10 protein-coding genes are annotated in these 21,436 nt (G+C 66.9%); 6 read left to right on the top strand and 4 right to left on the bottom strand.

Annotation, left to right across the window (positions count from 1 at the left end; genetic code table 11):
- The first annotated feature begins 295 nt into the window (after nucleotides 1–295).
- Genes EER34_RS07785 through manA form a run of 3 tightly spaced genes read left to right on the top strand, consistent with a single transcriptional unit; the run spans nucleotide 296 to nucleotide 4,205 of the window.
- A complete protein-coding gene (locus tag EER34_RS07785) occupies nucleotides 296–2,128 on the top strand; it encodes a class I mannose-6-phosphate isomerase (protein ID WP_205791411.1) in 1,833 nt (610 codons plus the stop codon).
- Entirely contained in the window at nucleotides 2,125–3,030 is a 906-nt protein-coding gene (locus tag EER34_RS07780; protein ID WP_127473920.1) for an ROK family protein, read from the top strand. The genes EER34_RS07785 and EER34_RS07780 overlap by 4 nt, the downstream gene beginning before the upstream one ends.
- 2 nt (nucleotides 3,031–3,032) lie before the next feature.
- Nucleotides 3,033–4,205, top strand: coding sequence for a mannose-6-phosphate isomerase, class I (manA, locus tag EER34_RS07775; RefSeq protein WP_420845968.1), 1,173 nt, complete (start codon nucleotides 3,033–3,035; stop codon nucleotides 4,203–4,205).
- A gap of 210 nt (nucleotides 4,206–4,415) precedes the next feature.
- Here the strand turns inward: manA and EER34_RS07770 are convergent, their stop codons facing one another.
- Genes EER34_RS07770 through EER34_RS07760 form a run of 3 tightly spaced genes read right to left on the bottom strand, consistent with a single transcriptional unit; the run spans nucleotide 4,416 to nucleotide 13,720 of the window.
- Nucleotides 4,416–4,874 carry a hypothetical protein gene (locus EER34_RS07770; protein ID WP_127473919.1) on the bottom strand — a complete coding sequence of 153 codons (459 nt, stop codon included), beginning with the start codon at nucleotides 4,872–4,874 and terminating at the stop codon, nucleotides 4,416–4,418.
- Nucleotides 4,875–4,896: 22 nt separating this feature from the next.
- The gene (locus tag EER34_RS07765) at nucleotides 4,897–5,799 is read right to left on the bottom strand and encodes a L,D-transpeptidase (protein ID WP_127473918.1); all 903 of its coding nucleotides are present in this window, start codon (nucleotides 5,797–5,799) and stop codon (nucleotides 4,897–4,899) included.
- A gap of 4 nt (nucleotides 5,800–5,803) precedes the next feature.
- Nucleotides 5,804–13,720 (bottom strand): DUF7507 domain-containing protein, encoded by a 7,917-nt coding sequence (locus EER34_RS07760; protein WP_164743491.1) that lies wholly within the window; start codon nucleotides 13,718–13,720, stop codon nucleotides 5,804–5,806.
- A gap of 1,410 nt (nucleotides 13,721–15,130) precedes the next feature.
- Here EER34_RS07760 and EER34_RS17625 point away from each other — a divergent pair.
- Both EER34_RS17625 and EER34_RS07745 read left to right on the top strand, forming a co-directional pair.
- A complete protein-coding gene (locus tag EER34_RS17625) occupies nucleotides 15,131–15,463 on the top strand; it encodes an SDR family oxidoreductase (RefSeq protein WP_205791409.1) in 333 nt (110 codons plus the stop codon).
- 30 nt (nucleotides 15,464–15,493) lie between these two features.
- Complete coding sequence (locus tag EER34_RS07745; RefSeq protein ID WP_127473916.1) at nucleotides 15,494–16,546, top strand: mannonate dehydratase; 1,053 nt, start codon at nucleotides 15,494–15,496, stop codon at nucleotides 16,544–16,546.
- A 131-nt stretch (nucleotides 16,547–16,677) separates the two neighbouring features.
- On the opposite strand, the gene EER34_RS07740 is transcribed toward EER34_RS07745, so the two are convergent.
- Entirely contained in the window at nucleotides 16,678–17,637 is a 960-nt protein-coding gene (locus tag EER34_RS07740) for a LacI family DNA-binding transcriptional regulator (protein ID WP_240642176.1), read from the bottom strand.
- 420 nt (nucleotides 17,638–18,057) lie between these two features.
- Here EER34_RS07740 and EER34_RS07735 point away from each other — a divergent pair, with 420 nt between their 5' ends.
- Nucleotides 18,058–20,907, top strand: a complete 2,850-nt coding sequence (locus EER34_RS07735; protein ID WP_164743490.1) for a discoidin domain-containing protein — start codon at nucleotides 18,058–18,060, stop codon at nucleotides 20,905–20,907.
- The last annotated feature ends 529 nt before the right edge of the window (nucleotides 20,908–21,436 follow it).

The raw sequence follows: 21,436 nt of genomic DNA, 5'->3' as shown, positions 1-21,436 counted from the left end.
CGCGCGACCGACCGCGCCGGCGATGGGGCGGCGAGAAGCTTCCCCACACGGAACCGAGGATCGACGAACCCGCGCGCCTGGCTGGACGTAGCTCCGGTGGCCTAGATGATGGTCGCCGTCGAGCCAGTTATCGTCCTCCTCGGCGCCGGCATGGCGGATGGTTTTAGCCACGAAGTGCCAATAGCAACGCGCCGCTCCGAGTGGTATCGTTACCAGCACCCTCATGCTGAGGAGCATACGGGCAGCCCCTGGGGGCCGCCTGCAACGTCAATGCCGAACCCGGAGCGCGCCACCGATGCAGTCGTACGACCCGACCCCAACCATCGATCTCCCGGCGGGCGAGCGGATTCTCACCGGACCCGTGGCGTGGTCTGCGATCTGCGATCTCACACGCGATCTCCCCAGTCCCCTGATCGTGATCGACGCCTACCCGGGGACCGATCTCGACGTCCTCATCGCGCAGTTGCGGAGCGGATTCCCCGACTTCGACATCCTCAATGGCGAAGATGCGGCGGTAGACGGAGGGGACATCACCGCATGGCTGACAGACAACCTCACGAACGATCGGGTGTTCGGAGTGATGTCCCACGCGACGATCGGCGCCTTCTACGACGAAGGCCGCGTCGAGGCGCTTCGAGGACATCTGGCAGAGAGGACGCGGGGAGTGGTGCTCGTTGGTTGGGGCGCTGCTTTCGTCGCCCCCGACGCCGACATCATCATCCTGGGCGAATTGGCTCGTTGGGAGATCCAACTCCGCTATCGAGCAGGAATGCCGAACTGGCACGCCGACAACTCCGCCGAGGACACATTGCGGAAGGTCAAGCGTGGATATTTCGTCGAGTGGCGTGTAGCCGACCGCCATAAGCGGGCACTGTTCGAGTCGGCGGACTTCGTGCTGGATCTCAATCGGCCAGCCGAGCCCAAGCTGATCACCGGTCAGGCCTTCCGCGAGTCACTGCTCAGTACGGCTCAGCGTCCGTTTCGAGTGGTCCCCTACTTCGATCCAGGGGTGTGGGGGGGGCAGTGGATGAAAGAAGTCTGCGGGCTCACCGCCGACGCACCCAACTACGCCTGGGCGTTCGATGGGGTTCCTGAGGAGAACAGCATCCTCCTTACCGACGGTCTGATGATCTTCGAGATCCCGTCCATCGACGTGGTGTTTGCTCATCCGCGCGAGCTGCTGGGCGAGCGCACCTTCGCGCGGTTCGGCGCCGAGTTCCCCATTCGATTCGACTTCCTCGACACGATGGACGGTGGAAACCTGTCGCTGCAGGTTCATCCGCTCACCGACTACATCCGCGACAAGTTCGGAATGTCGTACACCCAGGACGAGAGTTACTACTTGCTCGACGCCGGAAGCGATGCCGTTGTCTATCTGGGTCTCAAGACGGGAGTCGACAGGGAGCAGCTAAAGGCTGACTTGGAGCTCGCGGCGTCGGGGGCACAGTCCTTCCCCGTGGACGAGTACATCAATTCCTTCCCCGCAAGGAAGCATGACCACTTCTCGATTCCCGCCGGGACAGTCCACTGCTCGGGCGCCAACTCCATGGTGCTGGAGATCTCCGCAACCCCATACATCTTCACGTTCAAGATGTGGGACTGGGATCGCCTAGGTCTCGACGGGGTGCCCCGCCCGATCCACCTCGATCATGCTGTGGCAAACATCCAATGGGACCGAGACACTGAATGGGCGATCGCGAACCTGCTTGACCAGACCGAGCCCGTTGCGGAAGGTGATGGATGGATCGAGGAACGCACCGGTCTCCACGAGTTGGAGTTCATCGAAGTCCGTCGCCACTGGTTCAGCTCTCCCGTGCCGCACGACACCCGCGGGACGGTGAACGTGCTCAACCTCGTCGAGGGCGCGGAAGCAATCGTGGAATCCCCCACCGGAGCGTTCGAGTCATTCATCGTCCACTTTGCGGAGACGTTCATCATCCCCGCCGCCGTCGGTGCGTACACTATCCGACCGTTCGGTCGAGGAGCGGGGCAGCGCCTCGCGACGGTCAAAGCGTACGTGCGAGGAACACAACGGCCGCAACCCGACTGGACGTTGCACGAACGTATCGAGCGGGCTGAGGCGATGGGTGAGCTCGTCCAGCTCGGCGCCGAGGAGGTTGCCCGATGAATTCCAACGGTTCCCAGCGGGTACTGGAGATCGGTGGAACCCATGTGACAGCCGCAACGGTGAGCACCGGTCACTGGTTCGTACAGCGAGAGGTGCGATTGGGCATCGACTCGGCCGGCACGGCGGACGCGCTCGTTGCGCGTTTCGCGGAGGCCGCCACGCAACTACCACCGGGCGGGACGAGGCGCTGGGGGGTCGCCATTCCCGGCCCGTTCGACTACCAACATGGAATCGGCCAGTTCGAGGGGGTCGCGAAATTCGGCGCCCTCTGCGGGGTGGACCTCGGCCGCGCCCTAGCATCGAGGCTGGACGGGATCGCTGACGAGTTCGTCTTCGTCAATGACGCCGATGCGTTCGCGATGGGTGAATGGGCGGGTCGCCGGGACGAATCGCGGCGCGCCGTCTTCCTCACCCTCGGCACAGGAATAGGTTCCAGCTTCCTTCACGAGGGGGTCCCCGTGACCGATCTTCCGGGGCTCCCGCCCTACGGGTGGGTCCACCTCCTTCAGTGGAATGGACGCGGTATCGAAGCGACAGTGTCACGGCGCGCCTTGATCGACACATTCCACGCACGAACAGGACGCGACCTCGACGTCCGCGAGATTGCGGCGCTTGCACGACACGGGGATCAAGACGCCACCGAGGTGTTCGAGACCGCGTTCAGTGCGCTCGGCGCGTGCATCGCCTCCGCCGTCGCCGCGTTCGAAACCGAGGTCCTGGTGATCGGCGGGTCGATTTCACGTTCCTGGGACGTCGTTTATCCTCCGTTCCGACGGGGCCTCATCGAGGCCGTCCCGACACTCGCACGCTTGCGAGTGGAGAAGTCGCAAAGGCCCGATGCCGCCCCGCTTGTCGGTGCAGCTCGAGCCGCCGGAGTACTCTCCCCCGTGCGGTCTTCCTGACCGTGCTCCTTCCGCTGACGCCCCCCCCCCCCCCCCCCCACAAGTACGCCTGGGGGTCGCCCTCGCTTATCGCCGACCTCGAGGGGCGCGCGCCGTCCGGAACACCCGAGGCAGAGGTCTGGTTCGGCGACCACCCCGCCGACCCGGCGCAGACGCCGGACGGGCGGACGCTGGACGTCTGGCTGTCCGAGCACGGCGTGAGAAGCGGCGCTCCCTCGCATCTGCCGTATCTGCTGAAACTGCTCGCTGCGGAATCGCCGCTCTCCATCCAAGCCCATCCGTCCATCGCGCAGGCCGAGGCGGGCTTCGCGCGCGAGGAAGCCGCAGGCATAGCGCGCAACGCCCCGCGTCGCACGTATCGCGACTCCAACCACAAGCCCGAGCTCATCGTCGCAGTCAGCGACGAGTTCCGGGCCGTCGTCGGCCTACGCGACCTCGCAGCCACCCGCCGCCTGGTCACCGAGCTCGGCGACGGCGCGCGCCCCCTCGCCGCGCGTCTCGAGTACGCCGACGCCTCGCTCGCGGCGGTGCTCGATTGGGTCCTGTCCGAAGCGGCAGCAGCAGAGGTGCGGGCGGTCATCGACGCCGCCGCCGGTGCGACGCTGCCGAACTTCTCGGCCGAGCTCGACCTCGTGCGGTCGATGAACGGGCAGTTCCCCGGCGACCCCGGCATCGTCGTCGCGCTGCTCATGAATCTCGTGACCCTCCGGCGCGGTGAAGGACTGTTCGTCCCGGCCGGAGTCCTGCACGCGTACCTCAGCGGACTCGGCGTGGAGCTGATGGCCGCGAGCGACAACGTCCTGCGGGGCGGGCTTACGTCCAAGCACATCGACGTCGACGAGCTGCTCGCGGTCGTCGACGCGCGGCCCGGCCGCCCGAATGTCGTCCGTCCCCGCGCGGTCGCCCCCGGCGTGGAGCGCTACCACGTGCCGGTGGCGGACCTTGCGCTCGACCGGGTAAGCGTCACGGCTGGGCAGGGAGTGGAGATCGTCGTGGACAGCGCCACGATCGCGCTCGCGACGACGGGGACGCTCTCCATCCTCGGCGGGATGACGAACGGCACTGTGACCTTGCGGCCCGGGAGCGCGATCTTCGTCACGCCGGACGAGGGCCGGCTCACCGTGACGGGATACGGCGAGGCGTTCCTGGCCGCGCCGGGACTTCGCCTTGGGTGACCTGCACCGCTGACGCGACCCCGAACGTCGCAGCCTGCAGGATCGGCTTTCCGCGTCATTCCGTGGCTCTCGACCTTTCGAGGTTGTGCATCGTTGCACTAGTTCTCTCGGCGGCTTTCCCCAAAGGTATGCAGGCTCCCGCTGCGTCGACTGCTGGAGTGTGGAATCACCTCGCGGGCGCAACTGAGGTGTCATGAAGGCTCGGCTAGATCACCCGACGCCCCTCAGCACGCAGTTCGTAGTGGGCGCGGGCGTGAGTTCGCCGGTGACGCTCCACTCGCTCGACTCCCCCGCCGCCACCGAGAGTTCGGTGTCGCCCGCGCCGATCACCGTGCCGCCCTCGGTCGTGAAGAAGACCGTGATGGTGTAATCCTTGGTGCTCGTCCCCGAGTTCGATGCCGTGCCGGAGGCCCGCCAGCCGCCCTCGGCCTCCTCGCAGGTCGTCAGCTCGACGTCCCCCCGCACATCGGGGTCGTTCGGAACGTCGGTGGGCACGTCCGTCGCCTGCTGCACGCCCTCGGGAAGCCCGGTGATGTCCGAGGCCGTCGGTGAAGACGTCGCCGTCTCAGCCGTCTCGGCCGGAAAGCAGCCGGTCAGCCCGGTCATGAGCAGCAGCGCCACGCCAAGCGCGGCCGCTCCACTGGATCGCCGATGGGTGTTCGTGAGCATGAGTCGTCCTTGGTCGTGCGCGCTAGGGAACGATCGACACCGGGGTGCCCAGCGGGAGCCTGTTCACCGCGTCGATCGCCTCCGCGCTCAGTCGGATGCAGCCGTGCGAGACGGCGCCGTCGTTGTCAGGGTTGAAGTGGATCCCGATCAGTCCTCCGTCCGTTCCACCGTACGGCTCGTCGTGCGCGGTCGCGTGCAGCGACGTCAGCTGGATCGGATGCTCCGCCGCGCCCTGGCTGGGATCGAGATACCGCTGCTGCAGGTATCCGGTGACGCCGGTGGGAGTGGGGGTGTCGGGCGTGCCGACGCCGACGTCGAAGACGGCGGGTTCGGCTGACGGGTCCTCGATCGTCAGCGTGGCGTCGGCGACGCTGATCACCACGCGCGCCGGCAGATCCCCGACACGGCGGAGGTCTGAGGTGCGCATCCAGGCGGCGCTCTGCGCCGGCGCAGAGCCGTCGGATTCAGACGGGAGCGTCACCCGGGCAGGGGTCATTACGAGCGACCAGTCGCCGTCCTGCTCGACGACGACGACCGTCGACGGAACGGCGAGGAAGTCGATCGCCGCGAAACGGGCCACGGCGGTGCGGCGGTCCTCGCCGTAGAGAGCGGCGTTGTGCAGCAGCTCGTACCGCCCGTCCACCTGTGCCTCGGCCTCGGCGAGCGGGATCAGCCCGCCGATCACGGCGTCGAAGCGCACCTCGGGGAGCGCTTCGAGCTCCGCCGCGGCGGGAGGCGCGAACTCCCCCGCCACAGGCTCCGAAGCGGATGCCGTCGGGGCACCATCCTCACGGGGCGCCGTCGCCGGGCGACCGGTCAGCGCGCCGGCCGTCACGAGCCACACCGTCGCGGCGATCACGAGGACTCCCGCCACGACTGCCGCGATCGTGAGGCCGCGGTGTCCGACTCGGCGCTCAGAACCCATGGGACTACCCCGAGACAACGGGCAGAGGCTCGACGGTGATCGTCAGCACGATGGTGCGTCCGAAGCTGTCTGTCGCCGTGATTTCGGTGGTGCCGACCGGGAAGTCGCTCGTCGGCAACCAGGACCAGGTCCCGTCTGCGTCGACCACGACGGTCCCGAGGACCACGCCGTCGCCGTCACGGAGGACGATCGTGTCTCCGGGAACACCGGTCCCGGTGATGAGCGGACGCGGGTCGCTCGTGAGGATCGTCATGCGCTGGTTCGCGCCCCAGACTCCCGTCAGCGGCGGGAGATCGACAACCACGACGACGGACGATCCCGAGGTCACGAACGGCGGCGGGTTCGGGCTCGACGGCGTCGCCGGAGGCGTCCCCGCGGCCGTCGCCCGGTCGGCGAGAGCACCGGCCTGCAGGTCGGCCAGCGTCGCGGTGTACGTCGCCGTGAACGTCGCGACCTGCCCGGCCACGAGGGTCACCGTCGTCCCGGAGCACGGACCGGCAGGGCTCGCGAGCGTCTGGCAGGTCACCTCGGTGAGGTTGTCCGGGTCGGACGGCGCGGTGACGGTGTCGTCGACAGCGACGCCCGACATCGTCACGTTCCCGTCGTTGGCGACCGTGAAGGTGTACTCGATCTCCTGGCCAAGCCGTGTGACGGCGGTGGCGGTCGTCGCCTTGACGACGGTCAGATGCGGCGTCTGCTGCACCGGAACGGCAAGGGTCGACGGCACCTGGGTCGTGACGGGCGGCGGAGTCGGGTTCTCGTCGGTCGCGGGCGGTGTGCCGGTCGCCGTCGCGGAGTCGCTCACGCTGCCTCCGGCATCCAGGTCAGCCGCCGTCGTCGTGTAGGACGCGGTGAACGTCGCCACCTGCCCGGCGGCGAGAGTCACCGTCGTGCCCGAGCACGGTCCGGCCGGGCTCGCCAGCGACGCACACGTCGGCGCGGACAGGTTGGCCGGGTCGGACGGTGCGGCGACGGTGTCGGTGACCGAGACGCCCGACATCGTGACGTTGCCCTCGTTTGTGACGGTGAACGTGTACGGGATGACCTGGCCGACCGCGGTGACCGACGTCGACGTCGTGGCCTTGACGATGCTCAGCTCCGGCTGCTGCTGAACTTCCAGGCCGACCACCGAGGGGTCGGGTGTCGTATACGGCGGAGGAGTCGGATCGTCTTCGGTCGCCGGCGGCGTGCCGGTCGCGGTCGCGGAGTCGCTGACGTCGCCGCCGGTATCGAGATCGGCCTGCGTCGTCGTGTACGTCGCACCGAACGTCGCGACCTGGCCCACGGCGAGGTCGACGCTCGTGCCCGAGCAGTTGCCGGCGGGGTTTTCCAGCGACCGGCAGGTCACCGCCGAGAGGCTCGCCGGGTCGGATGGCGCAGCCACCGCGTCGGCCACCGACACGTCCGCCATCGTGACGTTGCCGTCGTTGGTGACCGTGAATGTGTACGGGACCTCCTGACCGACGGTCGTGACGGCGGTCGTCGTGGTCTCCTTGAGCACCGTGAGGTGAGGGGTCTGCTCGACCGGCAGGTCCACCGCCGACGGGTCGGGGGTGGTGAACAACGGTGGCGTCGGGGTCTCGGGTGTCGCGGGTGGACGTCCCGACGCGCTGGCGCTGTCGCTCACCGCGCCGTGGTCGATGTCGGCCTGCGTCGTCGTGTACGTCGCCACGAACGTCGCCACCTGCCCGACCTGCAGCGTCACCGTCGGACCGGAGCACGTGTCTGCGGGGTTCGACAGCGACTGGCAGGTCTCTGCCGACAGGTTCGCCGGGTCGGACGGAGCCGCGACGGTGTCGGTCACCGAGATCTCGGACATCGTGACGTTGCCGTCGTTGGTGACCGTGAAGGTGTACGGGATCTCCTGACCCGGGGTGGTGACCGAGCCGGTCGTCGTCTCCTTGGCCACGATAAGGTGCGGGTTCTGATCAACGTCGACGTCGAGACCCGAGGGTTCGGGCGTCGTGTACAGCGGCGGAGTCGGGTTGCCGAGCGTTTCCGGCTGCCTGCCCGACGCTGTGGCGGAGTCGCTCACCGTGCCGTGGTCGATGTCTGCCTGAGTGGTCGTATAGGCCGCCGTGAACGTGGCCGACTGACCGACCTGCAGCGTGACGGCCGCTCCCGAGCAAGCGGCCGCCGGGTTCGACAGCGCCTGGCACGTCACCGCGGACAGATTCGCCGGGTCCGAGGGCGCGGTCACGGAGTCGTTCACCGAGACCTCCGACATCGTCACGTTGCCGTCATTCGTCACCGTGAACGTGTATAGGATCGCATCCCCCGCCGTCGCCACCGAAGTCGTCACCGAGTCCTTCACAATCGACAGACTCGGCTCGGCGAGCACCGCGATGGACGCAGCGGACGCAGGACTCACGAACGCCGGCGGATCGGGGATCTCCTCGGTCGCCGGCGGAGTGCCCGCCGTCGTCGCACTGTCGTTGAGCGACCCGCTGTCTACATCGATCTGCGTCGTCGTGTACGTGGCCGTGAAGATCGCGACCTGTCCGACCTGCAGCGTCACCGAAGCACCCGAACAGGTATCGGCGGGGTTCGACAGCGACTCACACGTCACAGCCGAGAGGTTCGCCTGATTCGACGGTGCCGTCACCGTGTCGGTGACTGACACGTCCGACATCGTCACGTTGCCGTCGTTGGTCACCCGGAAGATGTACGGAATCACCTGCCCCGCCTCGGTGACACCGTCCGTCGTGGAGGTCTTCACCACGGTGAGGTGCGGCACCTGGTCCGAGGGAATCGCGAGCGGCGCCGCTTCACTGGTCACGGAGGCCGGGTCGGGGTCATCCTCCGTCGCCGGCGGGGTGCCCGTCGCGGTCGCGGCATCCCTCACCCGTCCGTTGTCCACATCGTCCTGCGTCGTCGTGTACGTGGCCGCGAACGTCGCCACCTGGCCGGGGAGGAGACTCGTCGTCGTACCCGAGCACGCCGCCACCGGGTTGGCCAGCGACGCACACGTCACCGCCGACAGGTTCGCCTGGTCGGACGGCGCCGCGACGACGTCATCGACCGAGACGCCCTGCAGCGTCACGTTGCCGGTATTCGTGACGGTGAAGGTGTACGGGATCTGCTGACCGGCCAGGGTGAGGTCGGTGGTGGTGGATGACTTGACCACGGTCAGCGCGGGAGAGTGGACCGTCGGAATCTCGAGCGGATCGAGCGAGGAGTTCACCCGCGCGCCGGACGGCGACGTGCCGTGGGCGGCCGCGGCGTCCCCGATGGAGTCGCCGTTGAGGTCTGCCGCGGTGGCCGTGTAAATGGCCGTGCAGTCCACGGAGTCGCCGGGCTCCAGCGCCCCGGCGGGGCAGACCACGTCGGACAGGTTGGACTGGAGCGACGGGGCATCCACGGTGTCCGACACGGCGATGTCGGTCAACGTCTGATTGCCGGTGTTGGTGACCTGGAAGGTGTACGGGATCGCCTGCCCAACCTGGGTCACCTCCGCCGTCGTCGAGGTCTTGGAGATCGACACCTCCGGGTCGATCGGCTCGACCAGGATCGACAGCGCCGACGGGGCCGACGTGAGGCGCGTCCCGCCCGAGTTGGTGCCCGCCGCGGTCGCGGTGTCGTCGACGCGACCGTGGTCGATGTCGGGCTGAGTGACGGTGTAGTTCGCCGCGAAGCGCGCGGACTGCCCTGGAGCCAGCGTCGCCGTGGTCCCCGAGCAGGTCGCAGCGGGGTTGCTGCGCGACTGGCAGATGACGCTGGACAGGTTCGACTGCACTGCCGGAGCGATCTGCGTATCCGTGACGGAGACGTTCGTGAGGGTCTCGGTGCCGGTGTTGGTGACGGTGAACCCGTAGTCCACGACTTCGTTCAGCGTCGAGATGATCGACAGGTTCGACGACTTCACGATGGTCAGCGCGGGCGGCGTCGCCGGCGCCGGGATGCTGAGGGTGTCCGCTCCCGACGCGATCGTGCTGCCGTCAGGGGCGATGCCCGAGGCCACCGCGGAGTCCGCCACCGACCCGTTGGCGAGGTCTGCCGCGGTGACGGTGTACGACGCCGTGCAGATCTGGGACTGTCCCGCCTCGAGCTTGGTCATCGGGCAGGACATCGGGGTGAGGTTGCCCGGCGAGGCCGGAGGAGTCTGGGTGTCGACGACGGTCACGACCGTCAGCGTCGTGTTGCCGGAGTTGTTCACCAGGAATTGATAGGTCACGCGCTGACCGACAGCGGTGATCACGGAGGTGTTGGACGTCTTGGAGACCGTGAGCGCGGGCGCCTGGACCGCGGGGATACTCAAGGTCGCCGGCACCGACGGCGGCAGCGCGACACCGGAGGGATCCGTGGCCGACGCCACGGCGACGTCGTCCACCGACCCGTGGTCGAGGTCGGCCGCGGTCGCCGTGTACGTCCCGTGGCACTCGGTCGACTCGTCGGGGCCGAGCGTGGTCTCGTCGCACACGATCGGTGACATCGCGGTCTGCGATGCCGGGGCGATCTGCGTGTCGGTGACCCGCACGTTCGACACCGTCTGCGGCGCGATGTTGGTCACCGTGAACGTGTACGGCACCTGCTGGCCGATGGTGTCGATGGATGCCGTGCTCGACGTCTTCTGAATCTCCAGCGCCGGATTGGCGGTGATCGTCAACTCGGTGCGCGGCGAGGTCACGGTGTCGCCGCCCGGAGCGAGCGCGGTGGCGACGGCGGTGTCTTTCAGTCGACCGTTGTCGAGGTCGGCTTCGGACACCGTGTACGTGCCGGTGCACTTGACGGTCGCCCCGGCCGCCAGCGGCCCGGTCGGGCAGACCACCGGCGACATGGCCGCTTGCGATGCCGGCGCCACCTGGGTGTCGGCGACGGACACGCCCGTCACCGTGACGTTGCCGGCGTTGGTCACTTCGAAGCCGTACGGCACCTCCTCGCCCACCGCGGTGATCTGCGACGTCGTGGAGGTCTTGCGCAGCGTGATCCGCGGCTGCGGCTGCGCCAGCAGGATGGCGCTGGACGGCGCCGTGGAAACGGTGGTCCCGCCGACGTCGACAGCCGTCGCCGTCGCACGGTCGCTCAGCACGCCGTTGTCGATGTCTGCGGCGGTCACCGCGTACGTCGCGGAGCAGGTAGTCGACTCGCCGGCGTCGAGCGTCGTCTCGACGCACGAGATCGTCGAGAGGTTCCCCTGCGACGCGGGAGGCGACTGCGTGTCCTGGATCGCGAGGTTCGAATAGGTCGTCGACGAGTTGTTCCTCACCGTGAAGGTGTAGTGCACCAGCTCGCCGATCTCGGCGTAGAAGTCCTCCTGGACGGTCTTCACCATCGTGAGCGGGACCGTCGTGGCGTTCACCGTCGCGGAGGACTGCGGCGAGGTCACCCGGACGCCGCCGGGGTTGGTTCCGGCTGCCGTGGCGAAGTCGTTCACCGACCCGTTCGCGAGGTCCGCGGCGGTCACCGTGTAGGTGCCCGAGAACGTCGCCACCTGCCCCGCCACGAGCGTCGCGGAGGTGCCCGCGCATGCCGCGGCCGGCGTCGCCAGCGACTGGCACGTCACGGTCGACATGTTCGCCTGTGATGCGGGGGCGACCTGCGTGTCGGTCACCGCGACGTTGGTCAGGGTTTGGTTGCCCGTATTGGCCACTGTGAACGTGTAGGGAACCTGCTGTCCCACCGCGGAGACCGTGGTGGTCGCGGTCGACTTCACGATCGTCAGCGACGAGGTCGGCGCGTTCAGAACCACACGCGACGGCGACGAGGCGACCGGCACCCCGCCGGGCCCGGTGCCGTTCGAGACGGCGCTGTCGGCCACCCGACCCTGGTTCACGTCGGCCTGCGTCACCGTGTACGTGCCCGTGAACCTGGCGGCCTGGCCGGGCGCCAGAGGCGTCGTCATGCCGGAGCACGCACCGGCGGGGTTGGTCAGCGTCTGGCACGTGATGGCGGAGAGGTTGCCCGGCAGCGACGGAGCTTCGACGGTGTCGGCGACGCTCACGTTCGTCAGATTCGACGTGGAGTTGTTCGTGACGGTGAATGTGTACGGGATCACCTGGCCGACCGCCGTGACGGCGGCGGTGGTCGTCGACTTGACGATGCCGAGGCTGCCCAGGGGCTGCGAGGCGATGGTGAGCTCGGACGGCTCCGAGGTCACCGTCGGTCCGCCGTTGGGCGTGCCCGACGCCGTCGCGGTGTCGTTGATCGTCCTGTTCTGCAGGTCGGCGAGCGTCGCCGTGTACGTCGCGGTGCAGACCTCCCACGCCCCCGGCGACAGCGAGGTCTGCGGGCACACGATGTCGGACAGGTTGGCCTGGACCGCTGGGGCGATCTGCGTGTCGGTCACCGTCACGTTCAGCAGCGTCTGGTTGCCGGTGTTCGTGACGCGGAAGGTGTACGGGATCTGCTGCCCGACCGCGTTCACCAGCGTGGTGGTCGACGACTTCACGACCTCGATGCCCGGCTGCGGACCGGCGAGCGTCAGCGTCGACTCCGGAGTGACGACCGTCTGGCCGCCCGGATTCGTCGCGCTCGCGGTCGCACGGTCGGTGAGCCTTCCCGCGTCGAGGTCCGTCTGCGTCACCGTGTAGGCGCCGACGCACGTGGTGGAAGCATCCGGAGCCAGTGTCGTGGTCTCGCACTGGATGGGCGACATGTTCGCTTGCGTCGCCGGCGCCACCTGGGTGTCGTTCACCTGCAGGTTCGACAGGGCGGTCGGGCCGTCGTTCGTGATCAGGAACCGGTAGGTGACGACCTGGCCGACCCTCGTGATGGCCTCCGTAGTCGTCGACTTGACCAGGTTGAGGGATGCCGGCGCGGTGACGGTGAGCGTGGTCTCCGCCGGCGGGTTGAGACCGTCCAGCCCTGCGACGCCGGCAGGGAAGTTGTCCGGTCCGTTGATGTACGACCCCGGCGTCGATGCGGTCACCTGCACCGTCACCGTGCAGGCGTTCTGGCCCAGATTCAGGGACGCGCCCGTGAGCACGGCGCTCGTCGAACCCGCCGCCGCCGCGACCTGACCGTTGGTGCAGGTGGTGGCGTTCACGCCGGTAGCGGTGACACCGGCGGGCAGCTCATCCCGGAACCCGATGCCCGCCTTCCCGCCGAGCTCGTTGGTATTCGTGATCGTAAAGGTAAGGGTCGAGGTCTGTCCCGATGCGATCGACGCAGGACTGAAGGCCTTGTCGAGCTGCGGCGTCACGTCCATGATCTGCGGCAGGTCGAACACCACGTCGTTGCCGGCGCCAGTGCCCTGCCCGTTGAAGAGCTGCATCCCCACCGTCGGCGTGCCGCCGGGCGTCGCGGCGTTCACCTTCGTCGCGGGGGTCGTCAACGCCGCGACGCGCGTCGGGAGTGTCGTCTGGATCGGAGGGTAGTCGACGAAGCCGGGCGCCGTGCAAGGTGTGAGGTTGGATGCCAGCGCGCGCAGCGCACCGTTGACGATCAGCGACAGTCGCTCCTGGGGGTTGCCGGTCCCGCAGTTCGCCTGGCCGAACACCGCAGTGACACGGTAGAAATGCCCGTCGATCGCAGGGATCGGAGCGTTCGTCTGGAACTGGATGCCGGGTCCGGGGGGCGGCGGCTCCCAGGTGTACGACACGAGCGCCTGGTTCTGTGGACGCGCCGCGGCCGTCATCCCCTGGAATTGACCGATGTAGCTGGCGAGCTGCTTCATCGCGTTCATTCCCACGGCGATGCTCCCGCACGGATCCCCGGCGAGCAGCGGCGTCGACCCGTTGATGATGAACCCATTGCACAGACGAGCCGACATGCGCCAGTTCGGGTCGGCGAAGTACGTCTCGCCGCTGGCGCCGCTACTTCCCGGTACGTACGCCGTACCGGGGGACCCCTGATACCCCACGATGTCGATCGCGCCGCCCGTGGCGCTTTGCGACGAGAAGTCCTCCGTGAACAGAGCCGTCGGAGGCTGCGGCGTGCCCGGCGTCCCCGGAACCGTCGCGGCCGCCGGAGGGGCGCTCACCGCAAGAGGCGCGATGAGGATAGAGGCCACGAGCGCCGCGACCACCACACCACTCAACGTTGGAGTCCACCTGGGGCGGTGCGTTACGCGCATTTCAGTCCTCAAATGTGTCCTGCGAGTCTGCGGGGAGAGCAGGGGTGCGCTCTGGGCGCCGAACGGGCACGGTCAAGCACGTATCGTCGACGAACACGTCCCACAGGACAACGTCGGTCACGCTAGCAGTGGTCGCCCTCGCGGGGAAGCGTCCGGCATCTGTGTCTTGTGCGGTTGTCATCCAACGCCAGCCTTCGCTCCGACTCTTGGCGAACACGCTCGCGGCAGGAACGGCGATGTCTGCGATGTCGTACGCGGTGGTACTTGCGCGTGCGCCGGTCCCACTCGCCGGCCGAGAGTTCGACAAGTTCGACAAGTTTCGTCTGGCGGTTCGCGAGTCGGCGCGACGCGCCAACCACGTCGACCGGAGGCGGCCCCGCCGGCATTGGTGATTGCCGACGGGGCCCTTCGTCATGCACATGCCCCCTGCAAGACATGACGCTGTTCCTCGCTTGACGCGGGGAACGGTCGCACCCCTGGGGTGGGCGCGACATCTCTCTCGAGCGAGAATCGCCAGACCAGTCGAGGATCGACCGCGTGGTGGCCTTGGTCGATTCCGTGGTGTCACCGGGGCAAGCCGTGGAGCTCCCCTAAGGAAGGATCCGCGACCATTGACGTGCCGTAGCGTGCCGTTGACGATGAGCGAGAGTCGCTCCTGGGCGTTGCCGACTGTGCAGTGCGCCTGGCCGAATACAGCGGTCACACGAGTAAAGTCCGAGGCGCTCTGCGCCGCGACCATCAGTGGATCGGACAGTCCACATCCTCCAGCGACTGCCCGTTGCGCGAATGTCCGGCCCCATACGCGTCCGGCGAGCACCCTCGGATGAGACGTAGCCAATGTTGCGCCACGCAGCTCATCCACAATCCTGGCTGACGATCCGCCCGCCATCAGCACCACGTCCTCACCCTGGCCGGAACCAACGGCGCCTCGAACGCAATCCTTGGCGCTAGCACGCCGCGCTCGACGTCGTGCTGTCGCGCCGAGAGCAGCCCCGCCATCGTCCATCGTGGTAACGATATCAGGTTAAACGACTGAACGCGAGCGGCGAGGAGTCACAGCAGTAAGCTCGGGTTGCCTCACCACCGCACTGATCGATTGCCGCCTGACGGCGGGCGTGCACCGTGGTCCATGAGGACCCGGAGATCAACTCCCGGTTACGCTTCGATAGTGATCACGGGATGGACGACTCTGTCGGCAGGGGATCGCAACTGTATCCATGTGGCCGAACCTGCGAAGATCCGCTCACCCCGGGGCAGGTGAACAGTGGGAAGTTGTCATACGACGACATTCGATGGCTTCATTAGGGGACGGGCCGTTTGGTAACGATTCCACGCACCACGGGCCTGAGACGGGGACCGCCGTCACGCCGGCGTGCGTCGCAGGCTGAGCCGCGCGAGCGCGATGCTGGTAAGCGTGGTGGTCAGGGCAATGGTCACCTTGGTCATGGGCGGATCCCAGGGGATCGGCCGTGGCGTCGCGCTGACCCTCACGCGCCGCGGAGCGTCGGTCGTGGTGCATTAGCCGGCGGGATCGGCGAGGCCGTCTCCTTTCTCGCCAGCGACGCCGCGAGCTTCGTGACCGGCGCTGAGCTGCGCGTCGACGGCGGACTGCTCGCGCGCATCGCAACTGCGCTCCCCGCCAAACGATGACCGATTCCAGAGAACGAGAGACCGGGCCCGATGATTCAGCTGAGTGAATTCCTTCCGCCGCGACCCGAGGAGTCGTGGAAACTCATTCGCCAGGTCGGGGTCGACAACGTCGTCGGAGTGCTCAACGGCGCCGAGCAGGACCAGCGGATGTTCGCCTCGGTGGGCGCTGGCGGCTGGACGGCCGACGACCGCGACGAGGTGCCATGGAGCGAAGCGGCCATCGCGCACAATCTCGCGACCTACGCCGACCACGGATTCACCCTCGTCGCGCTCGAGGACACCGCTCCCATCGACAAGGCGCGGCTCGGCCTCGACGGCCGCGACGAGCAAATCGACAACGTGATCGCCCAGGTGCGGGCGATGGGACGCCTCGGCATCCCCACCCTCGCCTACAACTGGATGGGACTGTCGAGCTGGGGACGCACCGACATCGCAATCGCCGACCGCGGCGGCGCACTGGTCACCGGTTACGACCGCGCGACCGCGCAGGCCGGCGAGCCCCTCGTGGAGCCCGGCAGGGTCACTCGCGAGCAGATGTGGGCGGGCCTGGAGTACTTTCTTGCCGCGATCGTGCCGGTGGCTGAGGAAGTCGGTGTGCGGCTCGCCATGCATCCCGATGACCCGCCGCAGCCGGTGGACCGCAACCTGCCGCGGATCATGAGCTCGGTCGAGTCCTTCCGCCGGCTACTGTCGCTGCAGCCGTCCGAGAGCAACGGGATTACCTTCTGCCAGGGCAACTTCGCGCTGATGCCCGAGGTGATCGATGGGGCGACCTCGATCCCGGACCTCATCCGCGAGTTCGGCACCGAGGGCATCCCGTTCGTGCACTTCCGCGATGTGAAGGGTAATGTCGACCGCTTCCAGGAGACCTTCCACGACGCCGGCCAGACCGACATGCCGGCGTGCATGGACGCCTACTACGAGATCGGGTTCGAAGGCGCGATGCGTCCCGACCACGTGCCGACGCTCGCCGGTGAAGGCAACGCGCGACCCGGGTATGAGACACTCGGCCGCCTGTTCGCGATCGGCTACATCCGCGGTCTGGAGCACGCGGCCTACGGGCACCCCATGACGCGATCGTGAGCTAGCGGCGCCCGGAGACCGCGGGTCCTCGGATACGACGGGAGTCGTATCCGCTGGCGTACCTCCCCGCCGGTCCGCCGAGCACCTCGCCGAGTTCGATCACTCCACGCTGTTCGAGTCGCTGCGGAATCCTAGAGAATGAGGCGGGTCGGAAGTTCGACCAGTCGGGGCGGTGCCGCGGAGCGACTATTCAGCCGGTCCTCGATCATGGAGCCGGCTATCCTGCCTAACTCGGTAGGGTCGTGGTCGATGATGGAGAGTCTGAAGGGCACCATCTGAGCGAGATCGAAGTTGTCGAATCCCACCACACGTATGTCTGTCTGCTCGCCCGCATCCGCCAGCGCCTGGAGTACGCCGACGGTGTTCCTGTTGTTCGCGCTGAAGACCGCCGTGGGGCGCTCGGCGAGATCAAGCAACGCCGCCATCGCAACCCGCGCATGTGCGGCGTCGTTCTGGCCCGCGCAGATCAGCCGCTCATCGACGGGGACGCCGGCATCGCGATGCGCCGCCCGGAATCCCTCTAGCCTGCGGCCGCTGGTGAAGACGGATGGAAGGTTCCCCAGGTATGCGATCCGCGAATGGCCTTCGGCGATGAGTTGTTCGACACCGAGGCGGGCACCGGCGATGTCATCGACGAGAACCACATCTGCATCGAGGCCAGCCAGTCGTCTTGATGCGAGTACCACTGGTATCCCTGACGATTGAGCCTCCAGCAGGTGGCTGGTCTCCCCGCCGGCAGGCACGACGATGAGACCGTCAATCTGTCGACCGATAAAGTCGGAGACGAGAGCCTGCTCTCGCTCGATGCTCTCCCCGCTCGTCCCAACGAGGAGCCGACTTCCGCCCTTGGAAACGACCTGCTCCACTCCAAGCTGCAGTGCGCCGTAGTACGGGTTAGCGACGTTGGTGATCACGACACCGATCAGACCCGTCCGCTGGCCAGGACGGATGCTTCGGGCATTCTCGTTCCGTCGATAGCCGAGGGCAGCGACGGCCTCGTGCACCAGCGCCACTTTCTCAGGGCGCACGTTGAGTCCGCCGTGAAGCACCCTTGACACGGTCATGGGCGAGACGCCCGCTGTTGCGGCCACGTCTTGTATGGTCGGCACCGAGCGGAGTCCGCTTCTGCTCGTGTGTCGGGGGGGTTGGGGCATAGTCATGATGCTAGCCAGCGGTACCGCGCGATGTGACCGGGCAGGCCCTTGGCGCAGTCCGCATGCGCGGAAGGGGCTCTCTGGTGAACTGGGCGCCTTTCTGCTAGCGTGCGGTTGATAACGATACCAGACCTCCGTATGGAGGCCGGCCCGTGCGCCGTGGTCAGTTCGCTACAGAGAGGTAGCCAGATGCATCGTCAGGAACAGAAAAGTCGGCGTTTCGGGAGACTGCGGCGGAGTGTTGCACTCGCGGCGGCTCTGATCATCGTGGGCTCAACCGCGGGCGCGATCGTGAGCCAGGATCCCCTCGGTGCCGTTCCCGCACAGGCGGCAACCGGGACCGGGGAGCCGGGCACCATGGCCGAGTGGTGGGATGGCGACGCCCAATGGACATTCGTCCGGAAGAACGTCGCCGGCGAGAACAGCCTTCAGCTGTACGGGAGCATGGTCGAGGTGATGCCGGACGGCACGTGGTATTTGTTCAACCGGCAGATGGTTTACAACACCCCGGGATGCTCGCTTGCCTTGGACGTCCAGGTGCGCAAGTCCACCGATAAGGGCGCAAGCTGGAGCGCACCGGTGACGATCATCACCCACACTCCGGGCACCGAGTGGTCTTGCATGGCCTCGGATGGCGACGCCTACTACAACCAGACCGAGGACCGCTGGCACTACATCTTCCAGTGCTTGGGAGCGAGCGGCGCATGGCGCACCTGTGAGCTCGGGCGCGATGGCGCTGATCCGATGGGGGAGTTCACCATCGCGCCACCCGGAGGGAACCCGCTCTTCGCTCGAGGCGATCTGTGGCGGGCCATCTGCACGAGCGCCACGGCTAACTGCTCGGTGTTGGCAGGAGGACCGGGAAATGCCACCGAAGAAGGCACCTTCGAGATCATCGAATACGACGAGGAGGGCTACTACTGGGTGTCGTTCCACGGCTACGACAAGTACGGCAGCACCGACGGTTGGCCGACTCACTTCTATCGCGGTGTAGCGAAGACCCAGGATTTCGACACGTGGATCGCTGGTGACCCGTCGAAGGGAACCCCGGCTGATGCCATCCACAGCCCGTACGACATCGCCGGCTGGCGGGAGACCTGGATCGGCGGGACCCAGGGGCCCGGCGCCGGCAGCATGATCAAAGAAGATGGCATGTACTACAACTTCGTCGAAGCCGCCGACAACGGGATGAACTGCGACACCGACAAGCACTGGGATTGGGGCGCTTTCCGCAGCACCACTTTGAACAATAACGACTGGGATCAGTTCCCGGACGGAAATCCGATCATGTACTCGAGCACCGCCGGCGACGGCGCCGGCGGCACGCAGACGCCATGCAACCTCACGTACCTGAACGTCTTCAAGGACCCCACGGACGGCTTCTACTATCTCGCCGCCAACCGGGGATCCCACATCCCGGCTAACTTGAATGTCGGAAACGACGGGATGTACTGGTACAGGCTCGAGAAGTCGACCAACGTGCTGTCGAACGCCGATCTGTGGAAGGCCGACACGTCGGGGTGGACGCCGTGGAACTCCGCTGTGACGATCTCCGCACAGAGGGATCCCTACGGCTCTCCGAATGGCGGGCAATACATGAAGGTGTCCTGCGGAGCATCCTGCGCGACTGGGAACAGCGTGTATCAGGACGCCGACGTCACCGGGGGCGGATCGCTCACGTTCGGCGGGAAGGCGAAGAATGTCGAGTCCGGCGCGGGCAGCGTCACCTACGCGGTCTTCCAGTTCAACAGCAGCGGCACGAAGACCCAGACCGACCCGCTGGTCGTGCCGACGACCACGAACTGGGGATCCAGCAGCAAGAAGATCGCGCTGCGCTCTGACACCGTGAAGATCCGTTACCAGGTGTACTTGGCAGATTCGAAGACGTACCGCCTCACCGACCTGGTGGCTCAGACGTCCGCCACGACGGACACGACAGATCCGTCCGGGGTACTGGATCTGCGGGCGACAGCCAACGGTTCGGGCACAACGACCCTCAACTGGACGTCGGCCGGCGACGACGGCCATGTCGGAACGGCGGCTTCCTACGAGGTCCGCTACTCCACCTCGCCGATCACCGCGTCGAACTGGTCGACCGCGTCCCTCGCCACAGGAGCTCCCACCCCCGTGTCGGGCGGCAGCCCGCAGAGTATGCAGATCACCGGCCTCACCTCGACCGCGAACTACTACTACGCGATCAAGGCGACGGATCCGGCAGGCAACGCAGCATCGATCTCGAACGTGGCGACAACCGTGGGAGCGACGCTCTATACGGACAACTTCGGCACGCTCGGCGGCGCCTGGGCGACGAAGGGTGGCGCCTGGAGCGTCAACGGAAACGTCGTGAGCCAGACCGAGACGATGACGGGCGATCCGAAGAAGCTCGTTCTCAGCAACAGCGGGATCACCTACCCGGACAACGTCACGGTGAGCGCGAAAGTCCGCGTTGACTCCTGGAGCACCGATCCGTGGGCGCGCGCAGGAATCGGCCTGCTGACGGACCCGGCGACCGGAAACGGCTATAGCCTCGCCCTCATTGGAAACAAGGACAAGATCGCGTTCGTCGATGACGGGGTCACGGCCGGCCCTCAATACACCTTCGCCTGGACCGAAGACACGTGGTACCGGTTCAAGCTGAGAATGGACTCGGGCGCCCTCTATGCCAAGGTCTGGCAGGACGGGACGACGGAGCCCGAGAAGTGGCAATTCTTCTGGGACCGTCGAGGGCGCGCAGGCGTTCCTGCGCTGGTGGGAGGCTCCGCGACCCCCACCGGCACCAGCAACACCACTTCCTTCTCGGACTTCAGGGTCTCCTACAACGCGGTGACCGACTACCGCCCGGACTTGGCAGTCGGTCGCCAGTCGGTGACCAGTAGCGGGGTCTGGCAGAACTCGAGCCTCTTCCAGCCTGTGAACGTCACCGACAGCAGCGAGTCCTCACGGTGGGCATCGAACACGACCGGCGCGACCTGGATCCAGGTCGATCTCGGTTCTAGCCAGAGTGTTCGCCAGGTCAACGCACGATGGGAGACGGGCGGCAGCTACACCGTCCAGGTGTCCACCGACGGGACGAACTACACGACAGTCCGAAACTCGACCATCCCTACCGGGCTGACGTCGACGGACACGTTCAATCCCACGACCGCTCGGTACGTCCGGATAAGCGCGCCGGGCTATCGGTCGATCTACTCGGTCAACATCTTCTGATGCGACACTCCGAGATCAGGGGGGTTCCAGCGACCTAATCGTCGCGCTCCACGAACGAGAACCTCCGAGTCCGAAACGGTCAGCTTGTCCTGCCGCCGAAGACTCGGAGGTTCTCGTTCGTCCAGATGGTGATCCGGCGGGGGTACCAGTGGGCATGCCGAGATCAAAGCGGCTCAGGTGCGTGATCGCGGATCCCTGAAGTCGGCACAACCCTTCGGTCGTGTCCGTCGGGGACCCGCTGGACAACGCCCGCATCGCGACGTGCGTGGGTTGTTCAATGTCGAACTGATCCGCTGCCAAAGAGTAGTTGCGCGCGATCAAGTAAGTCGAGCTCGTGACCGTGGGATGGATGCGGTGGTGGCACTACCAGCGCCACAACACCGCGCTCGGCTGTCCGGTCGGCGGCCGTTGCTGACGTACTTGGCGCCGGGCTTGGGCCAGGGATGCTCGATGATCCTGGTGCCGCGGAGGTCGAAGACCATGACGTCTTCCTGGCGTCCGTCACGCAAACTCTCTGCTGGGCGAAGGC

The organism is Microbacterium sulfonylureivorans, assembly GCF_003999995.1.
Classification (GTDB): Bacteria; Actinomycetota; Actinomycetes; order Actinomycetales; family Microbacteriaceae; genus Microbacterium; species Microbacterium sulfonylureivorans.
Note: the sequence above shows the minus strand (reverse complement) of the source record. Positions and strands in the feature narration are given on the sequence as shown.